Raw genomic sequence first — 12684 nt, forward strand, 5'->3', positions numbered from 1 at the left:
GCTACACCACTGATGAAAGTAGCTTCTACTTGCGGAAATATGCTTCTCGACGCGCAGCATATCGCGAAGCCACGCCCTAGCGGAGCAGGTCCTTGACCACCTTTCCGGTCGCATTCAGCGGCAACGCATCGACAAAGCGCACCGAACGCGGGACCTTGAATCCCGCCATCCGTTCCCGGCACCAACCCAGCAAATCCTCAGCGCTGAGCGCACTTTTGCCGCTCTGGCGAACCACGAACGCCTTACCGACCTGTCCGAGCCGATCGTCGGGAACGCCGATGACGGCCACCTGTGCGACCGCCTCGTGCTCCATCAGAAAGCCCTCGATCTCGGCCGGGTAGGCATTGAAGCCGCCGACGATGAACATGTCCTTCTTGCGGCCGACCACGCGCAGCCGGCCGGTTTCGTCGATGGTGCCGAGATCTCCGGTATGTAGCCAGCCCTCGCCATCGATGGCTTCGGCGGTGGCAACCGGATCGTCGAGGTAGCCCCTCATGACGTTGGATCCGCGCACCAAGATCTCGCCGTCGTCGGCGGTTGCCAGCTCGATGCCGTCGCAGGCGAGACCCGCGGTGGTGGCGATGTCCTCGAACGAATCCTCCGGTTTGGACAGGGTGACCGTTCCGGCCTCGGTAAGGCCGTAGCCGGTCATGATGGTTTGGAACGGCAACTCGGTGCGCACCCGCCGAATCAGTTCCACCGGAATATCCGCGGCGCCGGTCACCCCCGCCCGCAGTGACGACAGATCCCGCTGACCTCGAGCGGACAGTAGCGAGTGGTACAGCGTCGGAGGCCCAGGAAGCATCGTAATTCGCTCGTGCTCAATCAATTCCAGCACGTTGTCGAGGACGAAGACACGTACCGGAATGATGGTGGCGCCCCTGAGCAGCGACGCGATGCAGCCGGCCTTGTACCCGAAGATGTGGAAGAACGGGTTGACGATCAGGTAGCGGTCGCCGGTGCGTAGATCCGCGCGATCACACCAATGGGCGTAGTGGCGCAATGTTTGGGCGTGATCCATCATCACGCCCTTGGGCCGCCCGGTGGTACCCGATGTGTAGACGATGTCCGCGATGTCGGATCCACTGACCGCACGCTCGAACGGCTTGCCGCACTCCAGGAAGCCGGAGCGCAGATCGATCGCCGGGATGCCGTCTGGAACGGTGAAATCCATTCCCAAGAATCCTTTTTCGAAAAGCACCGCTCTGGCCCCGCTGCGCCGGATGATGTCGGCGGCCTCGTCCGTCTTGAAGCGCGTGTTGACCGGGACCAGCACCGCTCCAGCGGTCAGCAGCCCGAAAGCGGCGATGATCCACTCGGCCGAATTGGGCGCCCAGACGGCAACGCGGTCCCCCTTGTCGATGCCCATCGCCGCGAACGCACCCGCGGCGCGGCGCACCCGATTAGTCAGCTCGGTGAAGGTGATCCGCAACGACCCGTCGACAATGGCTTCCGCATCGCCGAAACGCTCACCCGCGCTCAAGACCATCTCGGGGATGGTCTGCCATTCGTTCACACCGACATCAGCCGAGCGAGGTTGCCTCCCATGATCTTTGCCTGGTCATCGACGCTGAGGTCTTGCAGCGCGTCGGCGTAGTGCCGGGGTTGCGCGAGCCCCTCCGGGTGCGGATAGTCCGAGCCGTAGAGCACCCGGTCGGTACCGATCAGCTTGATCAGATCCGCGATGCCGTCCTCGTAGAACGGGCTGATGTGGATGCGGTTCTTGATCTCTTCGACCGGGTCGCCGCCGGGGAAGCTTTCCGGAGTCTTCTTGTAGACATCAGCCAGCTGATCGAGCAACGGGAACAGCCATTTCGAGCCAGCCTCGATGACCGCGACCTTGAGCCGCGGAACGCGGTACAACGCGCCGTGAATCACCCACGACGCGACGGCGTCTTGGACCGGGCGCCACTCGTTGAGCATGGAGAACGCATTGGTCTGGAAGGGCAGCATCTCCTTGTCGCCGCCATCCCACTCGGCGGTGTAGCGGGCGTACCCGGAGTCCGAGGAATGCATGGCGACCAGCACGTCGTGCTCGACGCAGCGGTGCCAGAACGGATCGAACTCCGGCAACGCAAACGACCGCGGGCCGCGATATCCGGGCACCGGAGCCGGGCGCACCAAGACCGCGCGGGCACCCCGCTCGACCACCCAGTCCAGTTCTTCGATGGCCTTCTCCACGATCGGCAGGCTGACCACCGGCACGGTGAAGATCCGGTCCTGGTAGCGAAAGCCCCATTCCTCGTGCAGCCATTTGTTGAGTGCGTGCACCACTATGTGGATGAGCAGCGGATCGTCGCGCATCCGCTCCTCGATGAGGCTGGCCAGGGTGGGGAACATCAACGATCGGTCGACGCCCAGTTCGTTCATCAGCTCCAACCGCGGACCGGGTTCGCGGAACGCCGGAATCGAGCGCATCGGCTCGCCGAAGATCTCCCGCCGGCTCTTTCCATCCGGGTTACCGATCCGGAAGTACTCCTCCATCGCCCCGGGCCTGGCCACCACCTCGAAGGTGGGGTTGGGGATGTAATCGCTGATCTGGCCGCGTATGGCGATCTTCGTGCGCCCGTTGACCTGGACGTACTGGATCACGCCCCGGTACTGCTTGGGCAGGTACTTGGTCAGCGACTCCTCGGTTTCGTAGAGGTGGTTGTCCGCGTCGAAGAGCGGATATGACAGAGCAGCCGACGACATGGAATCCTCCTTCGCGATTAAGGAGAATACTATTCTCATATCTCGGCGGCTGCAACGGGCGTCACTGCGCGTGCTACCCACAATTGCGCCCGGTCAGCAGTTGACGCTGATCCGAAATGCGGCCGTCGTGGGCTCGGCGGGCTTGTCCGTGTTGTACCCGTCGGCGTTCCCGGTGATGGTGAATCGGCCATCGCTGAAGTGCAGGCCCGCGTCGCCGCCGTCGCCCTGGGCGTACATCCCGGTGAAGCCCCCCAGATTGGTGATGCGAACCGACTTCGCGATCATTGGCCGCGCCCCCTGGTCGATCAGGACCCTGACCCCGGAGGCTTGGTCTCCGATCTGGATGGTCCGGTACCACTCGATCTGGGTGCACCGCACCACGCTTGGATGCACGTCGGCGCCGTTGACGGTCATCGACGCCGTGCTGGCCAGCTGCGAGCCCGACGACGAGCCGCAGCCGGTCAGACCGGCTGACGCGAGCACACACACGAACGCCAGCTTGATCGGATTGCGCACCCGGCCACCTCGATTCCGCGCGACGCGCCTTCTGGACCTGCAGCGATGATGCTATTCTCCGTTGAAGAGAATGCCTATACCGGCGGGCAGTTATCCGAGCACTGATTTTGCTCTTTGATGGCGCGTTCAGGAGCATTGACCACATGGTGGACTTGGAATTTGATGAGCTCGACACCGGGCTAGCCGTACTGACCATCGATCGCCCCCACGCGCGCAATGCCATCGGTTTGGAGACCATGGCACAGCTGCAGGATGCGCTCGACGCGGCAGCGGGAGCACAGGCCCTGGTGATCAAGGGCGCCGGCGATCGAGCTTTCGTCTCCGGCGGCGACCTCAAGGAATTGAGCGCGCTGCGCACCCTGGAAGACGCCTCGGCGATGGCGAAGCGGATGCGGTCCATCTGCGATCAGATCGCCGCGTTTCCGGCACCGGTGATCGCCGCCCTCAACGGACACGCATTCGGGGGTGGAGCCGAGGTCGCCGTCGCGGCCGATATCCGGGTGGCCGCCGACGATATCAAGATCGCCTTCAATCAGGTGCTGCTGGAGATCATGCCGGCGTGGGGCGGCGCCGAGCGGTTGGCCGCGGTGGTCGGCAAGAGCAAGGCGCTGCTGTTGGCGGGCAGTGGGATTGCACTCGATGCCGTTGAGGCCGAGCGAATTGGCTTGGTGGATCTGGTGTTCCCGCGTGCGTCCTTCGACTCGACCGACGGCGGCTGGCGGTCGCTGGCCAGATCGCTGGCACGGCGTCCGGCGGCCGAGGTCAAACGCGTAATCAACGGAACTTCACCAGATGAGGCGATAGCGTCCTTTGCCCGGCTATGGGTTGAGGATGCGCACTGGCAAGCCGCAGAGCGGGTGATGAACCGTACCCCCAACCGTGGACCGGGAGCCGAAGGAGCGACATGACCAGCAACAGGCAACCGGTCCTGCGATCAGTTACGGTCGCCGCGATTGCAACCATGACTGGTGCGCTTGCCGGCGCGCCCAAGTCATACGCGGACGACCCGCCCATGCATCAGGTCACCTACACCGTCTCCGCCAAGAGCCCCATCTACGCCGACATCTATTACGGGGACCAAGACCCCGCAGTCTTCTCCGACTACAGCCACAACAACTATCAGTTCACCCCGAACATCCAGGCCGATATCGCACCAGGGAAGCCGTGGACCATGCAGGTCATGCTGGCCAACCCCGACCAATGGGCGGTGGTCACCGCGAGCACCGGCAGGCAACAGGGCACGCCGCAGTTTCACTGCGACCTGACGGTGGACGGGGTGGTCAAGGTCTCCAAAGACGGACCCCGCGGCGTCCTCTGTTCGCTACGAATCTGGTGAACCTAGGGCTCGCCCTCTAACCGGCGCAGGTAGCTTTCCACCAACTCGATCGTTTCGGCGTGACCACCAGACATGCCAAGTGCCTTCTCCAGCACCAGAAAGCGCGACAGGCTGGCCATCAGAACCGTCCACACCACCGGCGGAACGTCCTGGCTGTCCACGCCGTAGCGCTGCAGTGCCGCGGTGATCACCCGTCGCTGTTCATCACGGAACCGCTCCGCGTAGTGGGCGATTTCGGCCCGCAACGCCTTGCGGTGATTGGCCAAGGCCATGAACTCCATCGAAATACGCGCAAAGGCCGGATCGCTGCCCAGTCTCCACAACGCCCACAGCGGTTTCGGTGACTGCAGCGCTTGGGCCTGCGCACGCAGACCCGCTTCGGCGCGGCGGCGGAACAGCTCGAGGAACAGCTCCTCCATCGTGCGGAAATAATAGTGCACCAGCTGGGGCTTGAGTCCGGCCTCACTCGCCACCCGGCGCGACGTCACCGCCGCGTAGCCCTCTTCGATCATGAGTTGTTCGGCCGTGTCGAGGAGCACGCCACGATTCTTCGCGTCAGGCGCCCCGATCCGACGGGCCGATGTCATGCCTTTGCTCCGTACTCTCCACAAAACCGGACGGCTCGCCACGATCGTATCGCCGCGCGCGCCCTTGACCGTGACATTACCGCCATGCTAAGCAGGTGCTCAGCGCAGCGGAAATGGGATTCTCCGGCGGCGCCAGCCGGTCATGGGAGGCACGCACGCAATGAGCAGCTACGAATCCATCGACTTCTTCACTGACCCGTCCCTGATCCCGGACCCACATCCCTACTTCGACTACCTGCGACGCCAAAGCCCGGTACTGCGGCTACCCCAGTACGGCGTCGTCGCGGTCACCGGTTACGAGGAGGCGACCGCGGTATACAAGGACACCGACTCCTTTTCCAACTGCGTCGCGCTCGGTGGCCCGTTCCCGCCGCTGCCCTTTACACCCAACGGTGACGACGTCAACGCCCAGATCGACGCCCATCGCGAACAGTTTCCGATGTACGAGCACATGGTCACCATGGACCCACCGGAGCACAGTCGGGCGCGGTCGATTCTGAGCCGGCTACTGACCCCCAGCCGGCTCAAACAGAACGAAGAGTTCATGTGGAGGCTGGCCGATCGCCAGCTTGATGAATTTCTCGGCGCCGGCGAATGCGAGTTCATCAGTGAGTACGCCAAGCCCTTTGCCACTTTGGTGATCGCCGACCTGCTCGGCGTACCCGAGGACGACCGCAAGGGCTTCCGCGTTGTGCTGGGCGCCGACCGGATGGGTCGAGTCGGCGCACTCGACCATGAATCGGTGGGCGTCAACCCACTGCAGTGGCTCGACGACAAGTTCAGTGCCTACATCGAGGACCGGCGGCGCCAACCGCGCAACGACGTATTGACAGCGTTGGCCACCGCGACCTACCCGGACGGTTCGACGCCGGAGGTCATCGACGTGGTTCGATCGGCCACCTTCCTGTTCGCGGCCGGTCAGGAAACCACCGCCAAGCTGTTGACCGCCGCCATGCGGGTACTCGGCGACCGGCCGGACATCCAGCGACAGCTACGCGAAAACCGCAGCCTCATAACAAACTTCATCGAGGAATCATTGCGGATGGATAGCCCCGTCAAGAGCGACTCGCGGCTGGCCCGCAAGAGAACCACAGTGGGTGGGCTCGATATCGCCGCCGGCACCGTCGTGATGGTATTGCCCGGCGCGGCCAACCGCGACCCACGCCGGTTCGAGGACCCCCATGAATTTCGTTTGGATCGCCCGAATGTTCGCGAGCACATGGCTTTCGCGCGCGGAGTGCACTCCTGCCCGGGAGGGCCACTGGCACGCGTGGAGGGTCGTGTCTCCCTGGAGCGCATTCTGGACCGGATGCTCGACATCGCCATCAACGAAGACCGGCACGGCCCCGCCGAAGACCGTCGGTATACCTACGAGCCGACCTACATACTGCGTGGACTCACCGAACTCCACATCACTTTCACTCCCGCGGGCTAGCGCTCGATTCCGTCCGGGCTACCCGAGCGCCAGCCCTACGGCGTAGCTCCCGAACAGGCTGATGCCGATCAGAATCACCCACGCGTCGGTCAGCCGGCGCAGCAGTTTCGGGGACTGACGCACCTCCATGAACTCCCGAAAAATGATGCGCACCTTGACAAGGGCGATCACGATCACGCTTGCCGTGAGCACCCTGCTGGGGCTTGGCGATCCGGGGTCGATGTAGCGGTCCATCCACAGATAGGTCAGCGTGAGCGACGCCAGAATCACCCAGACGACCAACAGCCTGGTATTGAATTTCTGCCCCACCGATCACCTCACCACGTACAGCAGCGCAAAAATGAGCACCCAGAGGTAGTCCACGGTGTGCCAGTAGGTGGCACAGGTTTCCACCAGCTCCTGGATTCGCCGCGATCTCGTTGCCGGACCACGTAGTTCAAACACGATGATGCCCAGGACTACGAAGCCGATCATTAGGTGGACAAAGTGGATTCCAGTGAGAAAGTAGTAGTACGTGAAGAAATCGCTGCCGGCCAGTCCGTTTCCCAGCGGGGCCGCTTTGGCCCACTCGGCCACCTTGGACACCATGAACACCAGACCGAGACACGCCGTGAGCAAGACGTCCCGCAACCCCCGTCGGTATGCGCCGGCCCGAGCCGCCTGAACGCATCGCGCTACCGACCACGAACTGAGCAACAACACCAGGGTGTTGAAGGTGCCGATCCGCAGGTCCAGCTGCGCCTGGGCGCTCGAGAACAGTTCAGGACTTCGCCCCCGATTGAACAGGTAGAACCCGAAATACGCCGTGAATACCAGCGTTTCGAACAGTACAAACGCCCACATGTCGGGCTGGCCCGGCACGAACGTGGGTTGCCTGTCCGCATCCTGCCGGGTGCCGGTACCGGAAAGCTCGGTCATCGCTACGCCGGCTCTCGCACCGGGAGATCCGGCAGCGGCCCGGTGCCGAAGTCCTCACGCTGGATCATCCGCCTCAGCAGAACGATGAAAACCCCGGTATAGATACCGAATACCACCATGTCGAGCCACCAGGCAATCTGACCGTTCCACGCCAATACCCCGCCGCGGAAGATCCACGCCGGCGACACAACGATCTCGGTGAGTGCATTGCACAGGTTGAGATATCCGAACCACTTTGGGAACACCCGGTTGCGGTCGATGAGAATCGCCAGCATCCACACCAGCGAGCCGATCAGGAACACGCCCATGGTGCCCACGAACGATAGGAAGGCGAAGTCGTAGATCCAGTGGATCAGCCTCGGGTCACGGCCGGGGCGCATCGCTGCGACCGTCAGCGCGATGCACATCAGCAGCATGCCCGGGATCGCGCTGAGCGAGTACAGGATCAGGTAGGAATACGTGAACGCCCGGCTGATGGACATCCGGCGCATCGAATAGGCGATCAGGGCGTTGCTCATCGTCGTCATGGCGGTGATGACGAACATCACGGCAAACCCGGCCAGGATCCCAAAGTGGTTGTCCTGGAACCACTGCGCGACCCGCGCATCATCCCACCCGGGATCCGGCGGCGGCTGGGTTCGGGTGACCAGGAAGAACACCACGAAAAAGATGTTGTAGAAGACAACCAGTGTCCCCCAGGCCAGCCACAGCTCGCGCTTCGGGTTGTGCCGACACTGCCAGACGATCCGGCGTGGCAGTGGCCCCGCGGGCCCCCCGGCTGGCGCCCCCAGCCGGTCACCGGTTGACACCCTCACTGCCGGCACTGCGCTTGTTCCCGGTAGAGGCACCGGCCCAACACCACGCCCATCACCACGATCCACACCACGATGGCAATGTTCTTCAGCCAGAACGACAACGCCCCGTCCCACGCCAGCGGACCGGTCAATGCCAGCCCAACGAATGCCGCCGGGGTCAGCGCGGCCGCGACAACGATGTTGAAATGCGCCACCCAGCGCCCCAACACCGGATGCGCGGAGTCATCGAAGTAGATCGCCAGGGCCAGGATCACGCTCTGTCCGATGAGGAAAGGGACCACAGTGGTGAAGGTGATCCAGGCAAAGTCGTTGAGCAGCTGCGTCAGCTGCGGTTCCCGTTCCGGGCGAAAGGCGGCCAGCAGCCAACAGACGTTGGCGATGAGGAAAAGTGTTGGGCCGCCGGCCACGCAGCCGAGCATGCAGTAGGAGAAGATCGGCGTGCGATGAGCCATCCTGCGGATCTGCAACACGAGCAGGATCAGGATCGGGATGAGGCAGACGCCGAACCAGTTGAACAGGATCATGCTGTAGCGGATGCGCGGCAGGTTCGCCGGATCGCGGTAGAACGCGGCCACCCGCTCCGCGGGCATCGTCGGCGACATGGGTGGGAGGAACCCCGGAAACAAGAGGAACGCGGCTATCCAGATGACCGACGCGGCGGGCAAGGTCCACAACAGAATCAGCTCGCCGTCGGTGCGCCTGCGCACACCCCGCGCATCCACCTGGCTTTCGCCGACCTCGCCCACCGGTGACTCCTTCCCGGCCCGCTAGTCAGCGAAACTAGCCGATCGGCTACTTTCGGTCAATAGCCGATCGGCTAGGCTCCCGGTGTGGTGTCCTCCCAGTCCCGCAATCAGTTTCGTGTCATCACACGCAGCGCCGCGCAGGTGCGCATATTGGACGCCGCGCTGGGCTTGATCGCCGAGCACGGCGTAGGCGGGACCTCGCTGCAAATGATCGCCGACGCCGTCGGCGTCACCAAGGCGGCCGTCTATCACCAGTTCAAGACCAAGGAACAGATCGTCATCGCGCTCACCGAACGCGAACTCGGTGGCCTGGAAGGGGCCTTGGAAGCCGCCGAGGCGCACGACCATCCTTCCCAGGCGCGTGAGTTGCTGCTGGATCGCGTCATCGAGTTGGCCGTCGAGCGCCGCGGCGCCGCCAGCACCCTGCAGTTCGATCCGGTCATCGTCCGGCTGTTGGCCGAGCACCAGCCGTTTCAGCGGTTCATCGAGCGGCTCTATGGCGTCCTGATTGGCGACGCGGGCCAAGACACCCGCGTGCTGGCGGCCATGTTGTCCGGCGCCATAGCCGTCGGCGTGTTGCACCCGTTGGTCGCCGATGTCGATGACGCGACGCTGCGTACCCAGCTACGGCGCATCACCAGTCGGCTGATGGATACCGGCGAAGGCTAGTCCGCGCTCTACGGATCGCCGTCCCCCTCACCGTCCCCGTTACCCAGCAGCTCCCCGGGGTGTTGAGTCCCACTGCCGCCCTAAATCGCCTACGCCACAGCGCTACAGGTGAATTCGGATCCAACTAGTCCCGGTGATCAACCGGAGTCGACCGACAACCGCCGCCAACGGGAACGCCTTTTCCGGTAACGTTTCCACCATGAGCAAAGTCGCTCGCTCGGTCGCCGCGACGACCTTGGTGCTCACCGGGTTCGGGCTCATCGGTGTGGGCGCCGCAGCCAGGGCCCACGCGGACGATCCGCCCTGGCCGTTTGTGGGATACCACTGGTGTCCGGGCCAGCCGTTCGACCCGGCCTGGGGACCGCAATGGGATCCCACCACTTGCCATGACGCTCATCACCGCGACATGGACGGCACGCTGCACGACCGCGACTACTTCGGGCCGAGCCCCTTCCAAGATTGGCCCGAGATCCCGAACATGCTGCCCTAGCTTCGGCCGTGCGCCGGTCGCACGGATTAGGTGTCGCCGCGCTCCCAGGCTTGTCTGCCGTCGTGGGCAACACACACCAGGAACAGCCCGTCTGGCGCTTGCGCAACGTAATACTCCGGGAAATCGGTACACGAGGAGTTCTCGTCCTTGATGCCGGCCATTGGCGGCGACCGAAACCACCGGGGCTCATATCTTCTGGGCGAGCCGCAAAACATCAGCCGCCCCGGCTGCGTGGCGAACGACACGTAGTAGTCGGCAGTCCCGAATACGTAGTAGGTGGTGCTGTCACACGGCGCACCGAGCACAACGTGCGGCCTGATACCTGGTGTGCAATCCGGGTAGTCGCACGTGCTCGGCTCGGCGACGGCCAACGGCGCCACCGGCAGGCCCGCCCACATTGCTGAACCCAGCACTGCGGCGACCGATGCCACAATGAATCGCACAAAATCACTTTGCCACAGCGGCGACTGAATTTGGGAAGGAAATTCTGTTTCACGGAGAGCCACTGATTCACCGGCGGTAGCAATCGCTCCAGACCTCTTATTTGCCAGTGATAATGTGGCTCTCCGATAGGTGCGGACCAGGAGGTGATCCATGCCGCCGCGCGAGCTTCCAGCACAGACGCTCGATACCGAGGATCCGGGGGCAGGGGTCACCGGCGCAGCCGACGCGGCTGCCGAAGCAGACCTACTCGCGCGGGCACAGGCCCGCGCTGATTCCGCTCGTGCCCGCGCCACCCGGCTTCGCGAACTCGCCGAAGCGGCCTCAACCGATCCCGATGCCAGCGCCGCCCCCGACGAACAGGAACCCACGAGAACACCAACGCGCCGCGGGCGAGGGCATCGCCACAGCCGAAAGGCCTTGGCGGCCGCGGGCGCGCTTGTGGTCATCTGCGCCTCGTTGAGTGCCAGCGGGTTTCTACTGTGGCACCACCACAACGCCGTCGCGCAACGCGAGCGCGCCGCAGCGTATTCCGCCGCGGCCCGCAACGCGGTCCTGACAATGATGTCGATTGACTCGAGCAAGGCCAGAGACGACGTGCAGCGCTTCGTCGACAGCACTACCGGGATATTCAAGGCCGGCATATTGATGAGCGCCGAGGACTTCGTCAAGGCGGTCGAGCAGTCCAAAGTCCATATCAAAGGCGCCGTCCAAGCTGTCGCCGTCGAGTCCATGACCGACGACTCGGCAATCGTGCTGATTGCGGCTAAGTCTGACATCGTCAAGCCCGATCAGACGAAGCCCGAAACACGGTCTTGGCGGATCGTCGTCAACGTCGAACGCGACGGCACCCAGCTCAAGATCTCCAAAGTTGAATTCGTCCCGTGAAAGTCGCCGGTGCCGCAGCAGTTAAGCGCTGGACGCGTCGTTGCCTGCGGCGTTGGCGCGCAATCCTGCTGACAACATCACTGGTGGCGGCAGTCGCTTTCGGCGCCGGCTACTTCTACTTCGTCTACCGAGTGGATCTACAGACCGATGATGCGGCGGCACAACAGGTTGTCACCGCGGCCAGCGACGGCGCTGTGGCTCTGTTGTCCTACTCCCCCGACACCCTCGACCATGATTTCGCCAACGCTAGATCCCGCCTCACCGACAACTACTTGACGTATTACCGACAGTTCGCAGATCAGGTCGTCGGCCCGGCCGCGCAGCGCGGCCGAGTCACCACCACGGCCAGCGTGGTCAGGGCGGCGGTGGCTGAGCTGCACCCGAATTCGGCTGTCGTGCTGGTATTTGTCAAACAGAAGACCGCCAGCAAGCAGAAGCCGGAACCGATTGTGACGTCGAGCAGCATTCGGGTAACGCTGACAAAGGTCAATAGTTCTTGGCTTATCGAGAGATTCGATCCCATGTGATTGTCATGTTTGGGTTCTCTGCCATACCGTCGGATGCACGTACGGTGTTAGTCTTTGAATCTCACTCGAAATCGGCGAAATAGCGCATCGAGGAGCAAGTGATGCGTTCCATGGGCGTAGCGATAAGCGCAACACTGATACTCGGCGGCGTGGGTTCGGCACCTTCGGCATGGGCCTACGATCCCGCCATCAATGGCACCTATACCGCCACGGTGATCGGTGACTGGGCCAGAACCAATACCGTCTATCACGACGAGCCGGTGGTACGCAGCACCTGGACCATCACCTCTTCATGCAGCACCGCCCAGGATTGCAGTGGCCAGGTCACCAGCGATCAGGGCTGGACCGCACCGCTGACCATGCATGACGGGCAATTGTGGACCGTCAAACGAGACCTGCCGAATTGGGAAACGTGTCCCGACGGAACAAGTTTCACCGGCCACGATGTCATCTACTTCTATCCCGCCAACCCCGAAACCGGTGAAACCCAACTTGGTTCGCCGGTTCTGGCCGGTCGCGAGAAGACCACCGGCCCCAGCGGCGCGTGCGGCAATAACGCCCCCCTGTATGTCGAACAGCCGTTCCGCCTGGACAAGATCGGCTGACCGGCGCGCCCGGCGGC

17 protein-coding genes are annotated in these 12684 nt (G+C 63.4%); 8 read left to right on the forward strand and 9 right to left on the reverse strand.

Going from position 1 to position 12684, the window contains the following annotated elements; translation table 11 throughout:
• Positions 1-76 precede the first annotated feature (76 nt).
• From CCUG20998_RS23270 to CCUG20998_RS23280, 3 genes are all read right to left on the reverse strand, one after another.
• On the reverse strand, positions 77-1516 hold the full coding sequence (locus CCUG20998_RS23270; RefSeq protein ID WP_020729562.1) for a FadD3 family acyl-CoA ligase: 1440 nt from the start codon (positions 1514-1516) through the stop codon (positions 77-79).
• Positions 1513-2694, reverse strand: coding sequence for an amidohydrolase family protein (locus CCUG20998_RS23275; RefSeq protein ID WP_020729561.1), 1182 nt, complete (start codon positions 2692-2694; stop codon positions 1513-1515). The genes CCUG20998_RS23270 and CCUG20998_RS23275 overlap by 4 nt, the downstream gene beginning before the upstream one ends.
• 93 nt (positions 2695-2787) lie before the next feature.
• Positions 2788-3210 carry a lipoprotein LpqH gene (locus CCUG20998_RS23280; RefSeq protein ID WP_020729560.1) on the reverse strand — a complete coding sequence of 141 codons (423 nt, stop codon included), beginning with the start codon at positions 3208-3210 and terminating at the stop codon, positions 2788-2790.
• A 143-nt stretch (positions 3211-3353) separates the two neighbouring features.
• Here CCUG20998_RS23280 and CCUG20998_RS23285 point away from each other — a divergent pair, with 143 nt between their 5' ends.
• Positions 3354-4118, forward strand: coding sequence for an enoyl-CoA hydratase/isomerase family protein (locus tag CCUG20998_RS23285; RefSeq protein ID WP_012396230.1), 765 nt, complete (start codon positions 3354-3356; stop codon positions 4116-4118).
• Complete coding sequence (locus tag CCUG20998_RS23290; protein WP_020729559.1) at positions 4115-4546, forward strand: hypothetical protein; 432 nt, start codon at positions 4115-4117, stop codon at positions 4544-4546. Before CCUG20998_RS23285 ends, CCUG20998_RS23290 begins: the two co-directional genes overlap by 4 nt.
• A 2-nt stretch (positions 4547-4548) precedes the next feature.
• Here CCUG20998_RS23290 and CCUG20998_RS23295 read toward each other — a convergent pair whose 3' ends face one another.
• Complete coding sequence (locus CCUG20998_RS23295; protein WP_015357134.1) at positions 4549-5133, reverse strand: TetR/AcrR family transcriptional regulator; 585 nt, start codon at positions 5131-5133, stop codon at positions 4549-4551.
• A gap of 160 nt (positions 5134-5293) precedes the next feature.
• On the opposite strand from CCUG20998_RS23295, the gene CCUG20998_RS23300 reads away from it, so the two are divergent.
• Positions 5294-6568, forward strand: a complete 1275-nt coding sequence (locus CCUG20998_RS23300) for a cytochrome P450 (protein ID WP_020729558.1) — start codon at positions 5294-5296, stop codon at positions 6566-6568.
• A gap of 18 nt (positions 6569-6586) precedes the next feature.
• Here the strand turns inward: CCUG20998_RS23300 and CCUG20998_RS23305 are convergent, their stop codons facing one another.
• Genes CCUG20998_RS23305 through CCUG20998_RS23320 form a run of 4 tightly spaced genes read right to left on the reverse strand, consistent with a single transcriptional unit; the run spans position 6587 to position 9047 of the window.
• Positions 6587-6877, reverse strand: coding sequence for a cytochrome C oxidase subunit IV family protein (locus CCUG20998_RS23305; protein ID WP_012396234.1), 291 nt, complete (start codon positions 6875-6877; stop codon positions 6587-6589).
• 3 nt (positions 6878-6880) lie between these two features.
• The gene (locus CCUG20998_RS23310) at positions 6881-7486 is read right to left on the reverse strand and encodes a cytochrome c oxidase subunit 3 (RefSeq protein WP_020729557.1); all 606 of its coding nucleotides are present in this window, start codon (positions 7484-7486) and stop codon (positions 6881-6883) included.
• Between the two features lie 2 nt (positions 7487-7488).
• The gene (locus CCUG20998_RS23315; protein WP_020729556.1) at positions 7489-8295 is read right to left on the reverse strand and encodes a hypothetical protein; all 807 of its coding nucleotides are present in this window, start codon (positions 8293-8295) and stop codon (positions 7489-7491) included.
• A 2-nt stretch (positions 8296-8297) separates the two neighbouring features.
• Complete coding sequence (locus tag CCUG20998_RS23320) at positions 8298-9047, reverse strand: hypothetical protein (RefSeq protein ID WP_020729555.1); 750 nt, start codon at positions 9045-9047, stop codon at positions 8298-8300.
• Between the two features lie 84 nt (positions 9048-9131).
• Here CCUG20998_RS23320 and CCUG20998_RS23325 point away from each other — a divergent pair, with 84 nt between their 5' ends.
• Both CCUG20998_RS23325 and CCUG20998_RS23330 read left to right on the forward strand, forming a co-directional pair.
• Positions 9132-9716, forward strand: a complete 585-nt coding sequence (locus CCUG20998_RS23325) for a TetR/AcrR family transcriptional regulator (protein WP_050674626.1) — start codon at positions 9132-9134, stop codon at positions 9714-9716.
• 199 nt (positions 9717-9915) lie between these two features.
• The gene (locus CCUG20998_RS23330) at positions 9916-10206 is read left to right on the forward strand and encodes an Mtp family mycobacterial-type pilin (RefSeq protein ID WP_020729552.1); all 291 of its coding nucleotides are present in this window, start codon (positions 9916-9918) and stop codon (positions 10204-10206) included.
• Between the two features lie 26 nt (positions 10207-10232).
• Here the strand turns inward: CCUG20998_RS23330 and CCUG20998_RS23335 are convergent, their stop codons facing one another.
• Positions 10233-10649, reverse strand: a complete 417-nt coding sequence (locus CCUG20998_RS23335) for a hypothetical protein (protein WP_012396240.1) — start codon at positions 10647-10649, stop codon at positions 10233-10235.
• A gap of 151 nt (positions 10650-10800) precedes the next feature.
• On the opposite strand from CCUG20998_RS23335, the gene CCUG20998_RS23340 reads away from it, so the two are divergent.
• From CCUG20998_RS23340 to CCUG20998_RS23350, 3 genes are all read left to right on the forward strand, one after another.
• Positions 10801-11535 (forward strand): hypothetical protein, encoded by a 735-nt coding sequence (locus CCUG20998_RS23340; RefSeq protein ID WP_020729551.1) that lies wholly within the window; start codon positions 10801-10803, stop codon positions 11533-11535.
• Positions 11532-12062: a hypothetical protein gene (locus tag CCUG20998_RS23345; protein ID WP_020729550.1), complete on the forward strand. Its 531-nt coding sequence runs from the start codon at positions 11532-11534 to the stop codon at positions 12060-12062. The genes CCUG20998_RS23340 and CCUG20998_RS23345 overlap by 4 nt, the downstream gene beginning before the upstream one ends.
• 101 nt (positions 12063-12163) lie before the next feature.
• Entirely contained in the window at positions 12164-12667 is a 504-nt protein-coding gene (locus CCUG20998_RS23350) for an Rv2253/PknI dimerization domain-containing protein (protein ID WP_020729549.1), read from the forward strand.
• Positions 12668-12684: the final 17 nt, after the last annotated feature.

Origin of the sequence: Mycobacterium marinum, from assembly GCF_003391395.1 — a bacterium.
GTDB lineage: Bacteria > Actinomycetota > Actinomycetes > Mycobacteriales > Mycobacteriaceae > Mycobacterium > Mycobacterium marinum.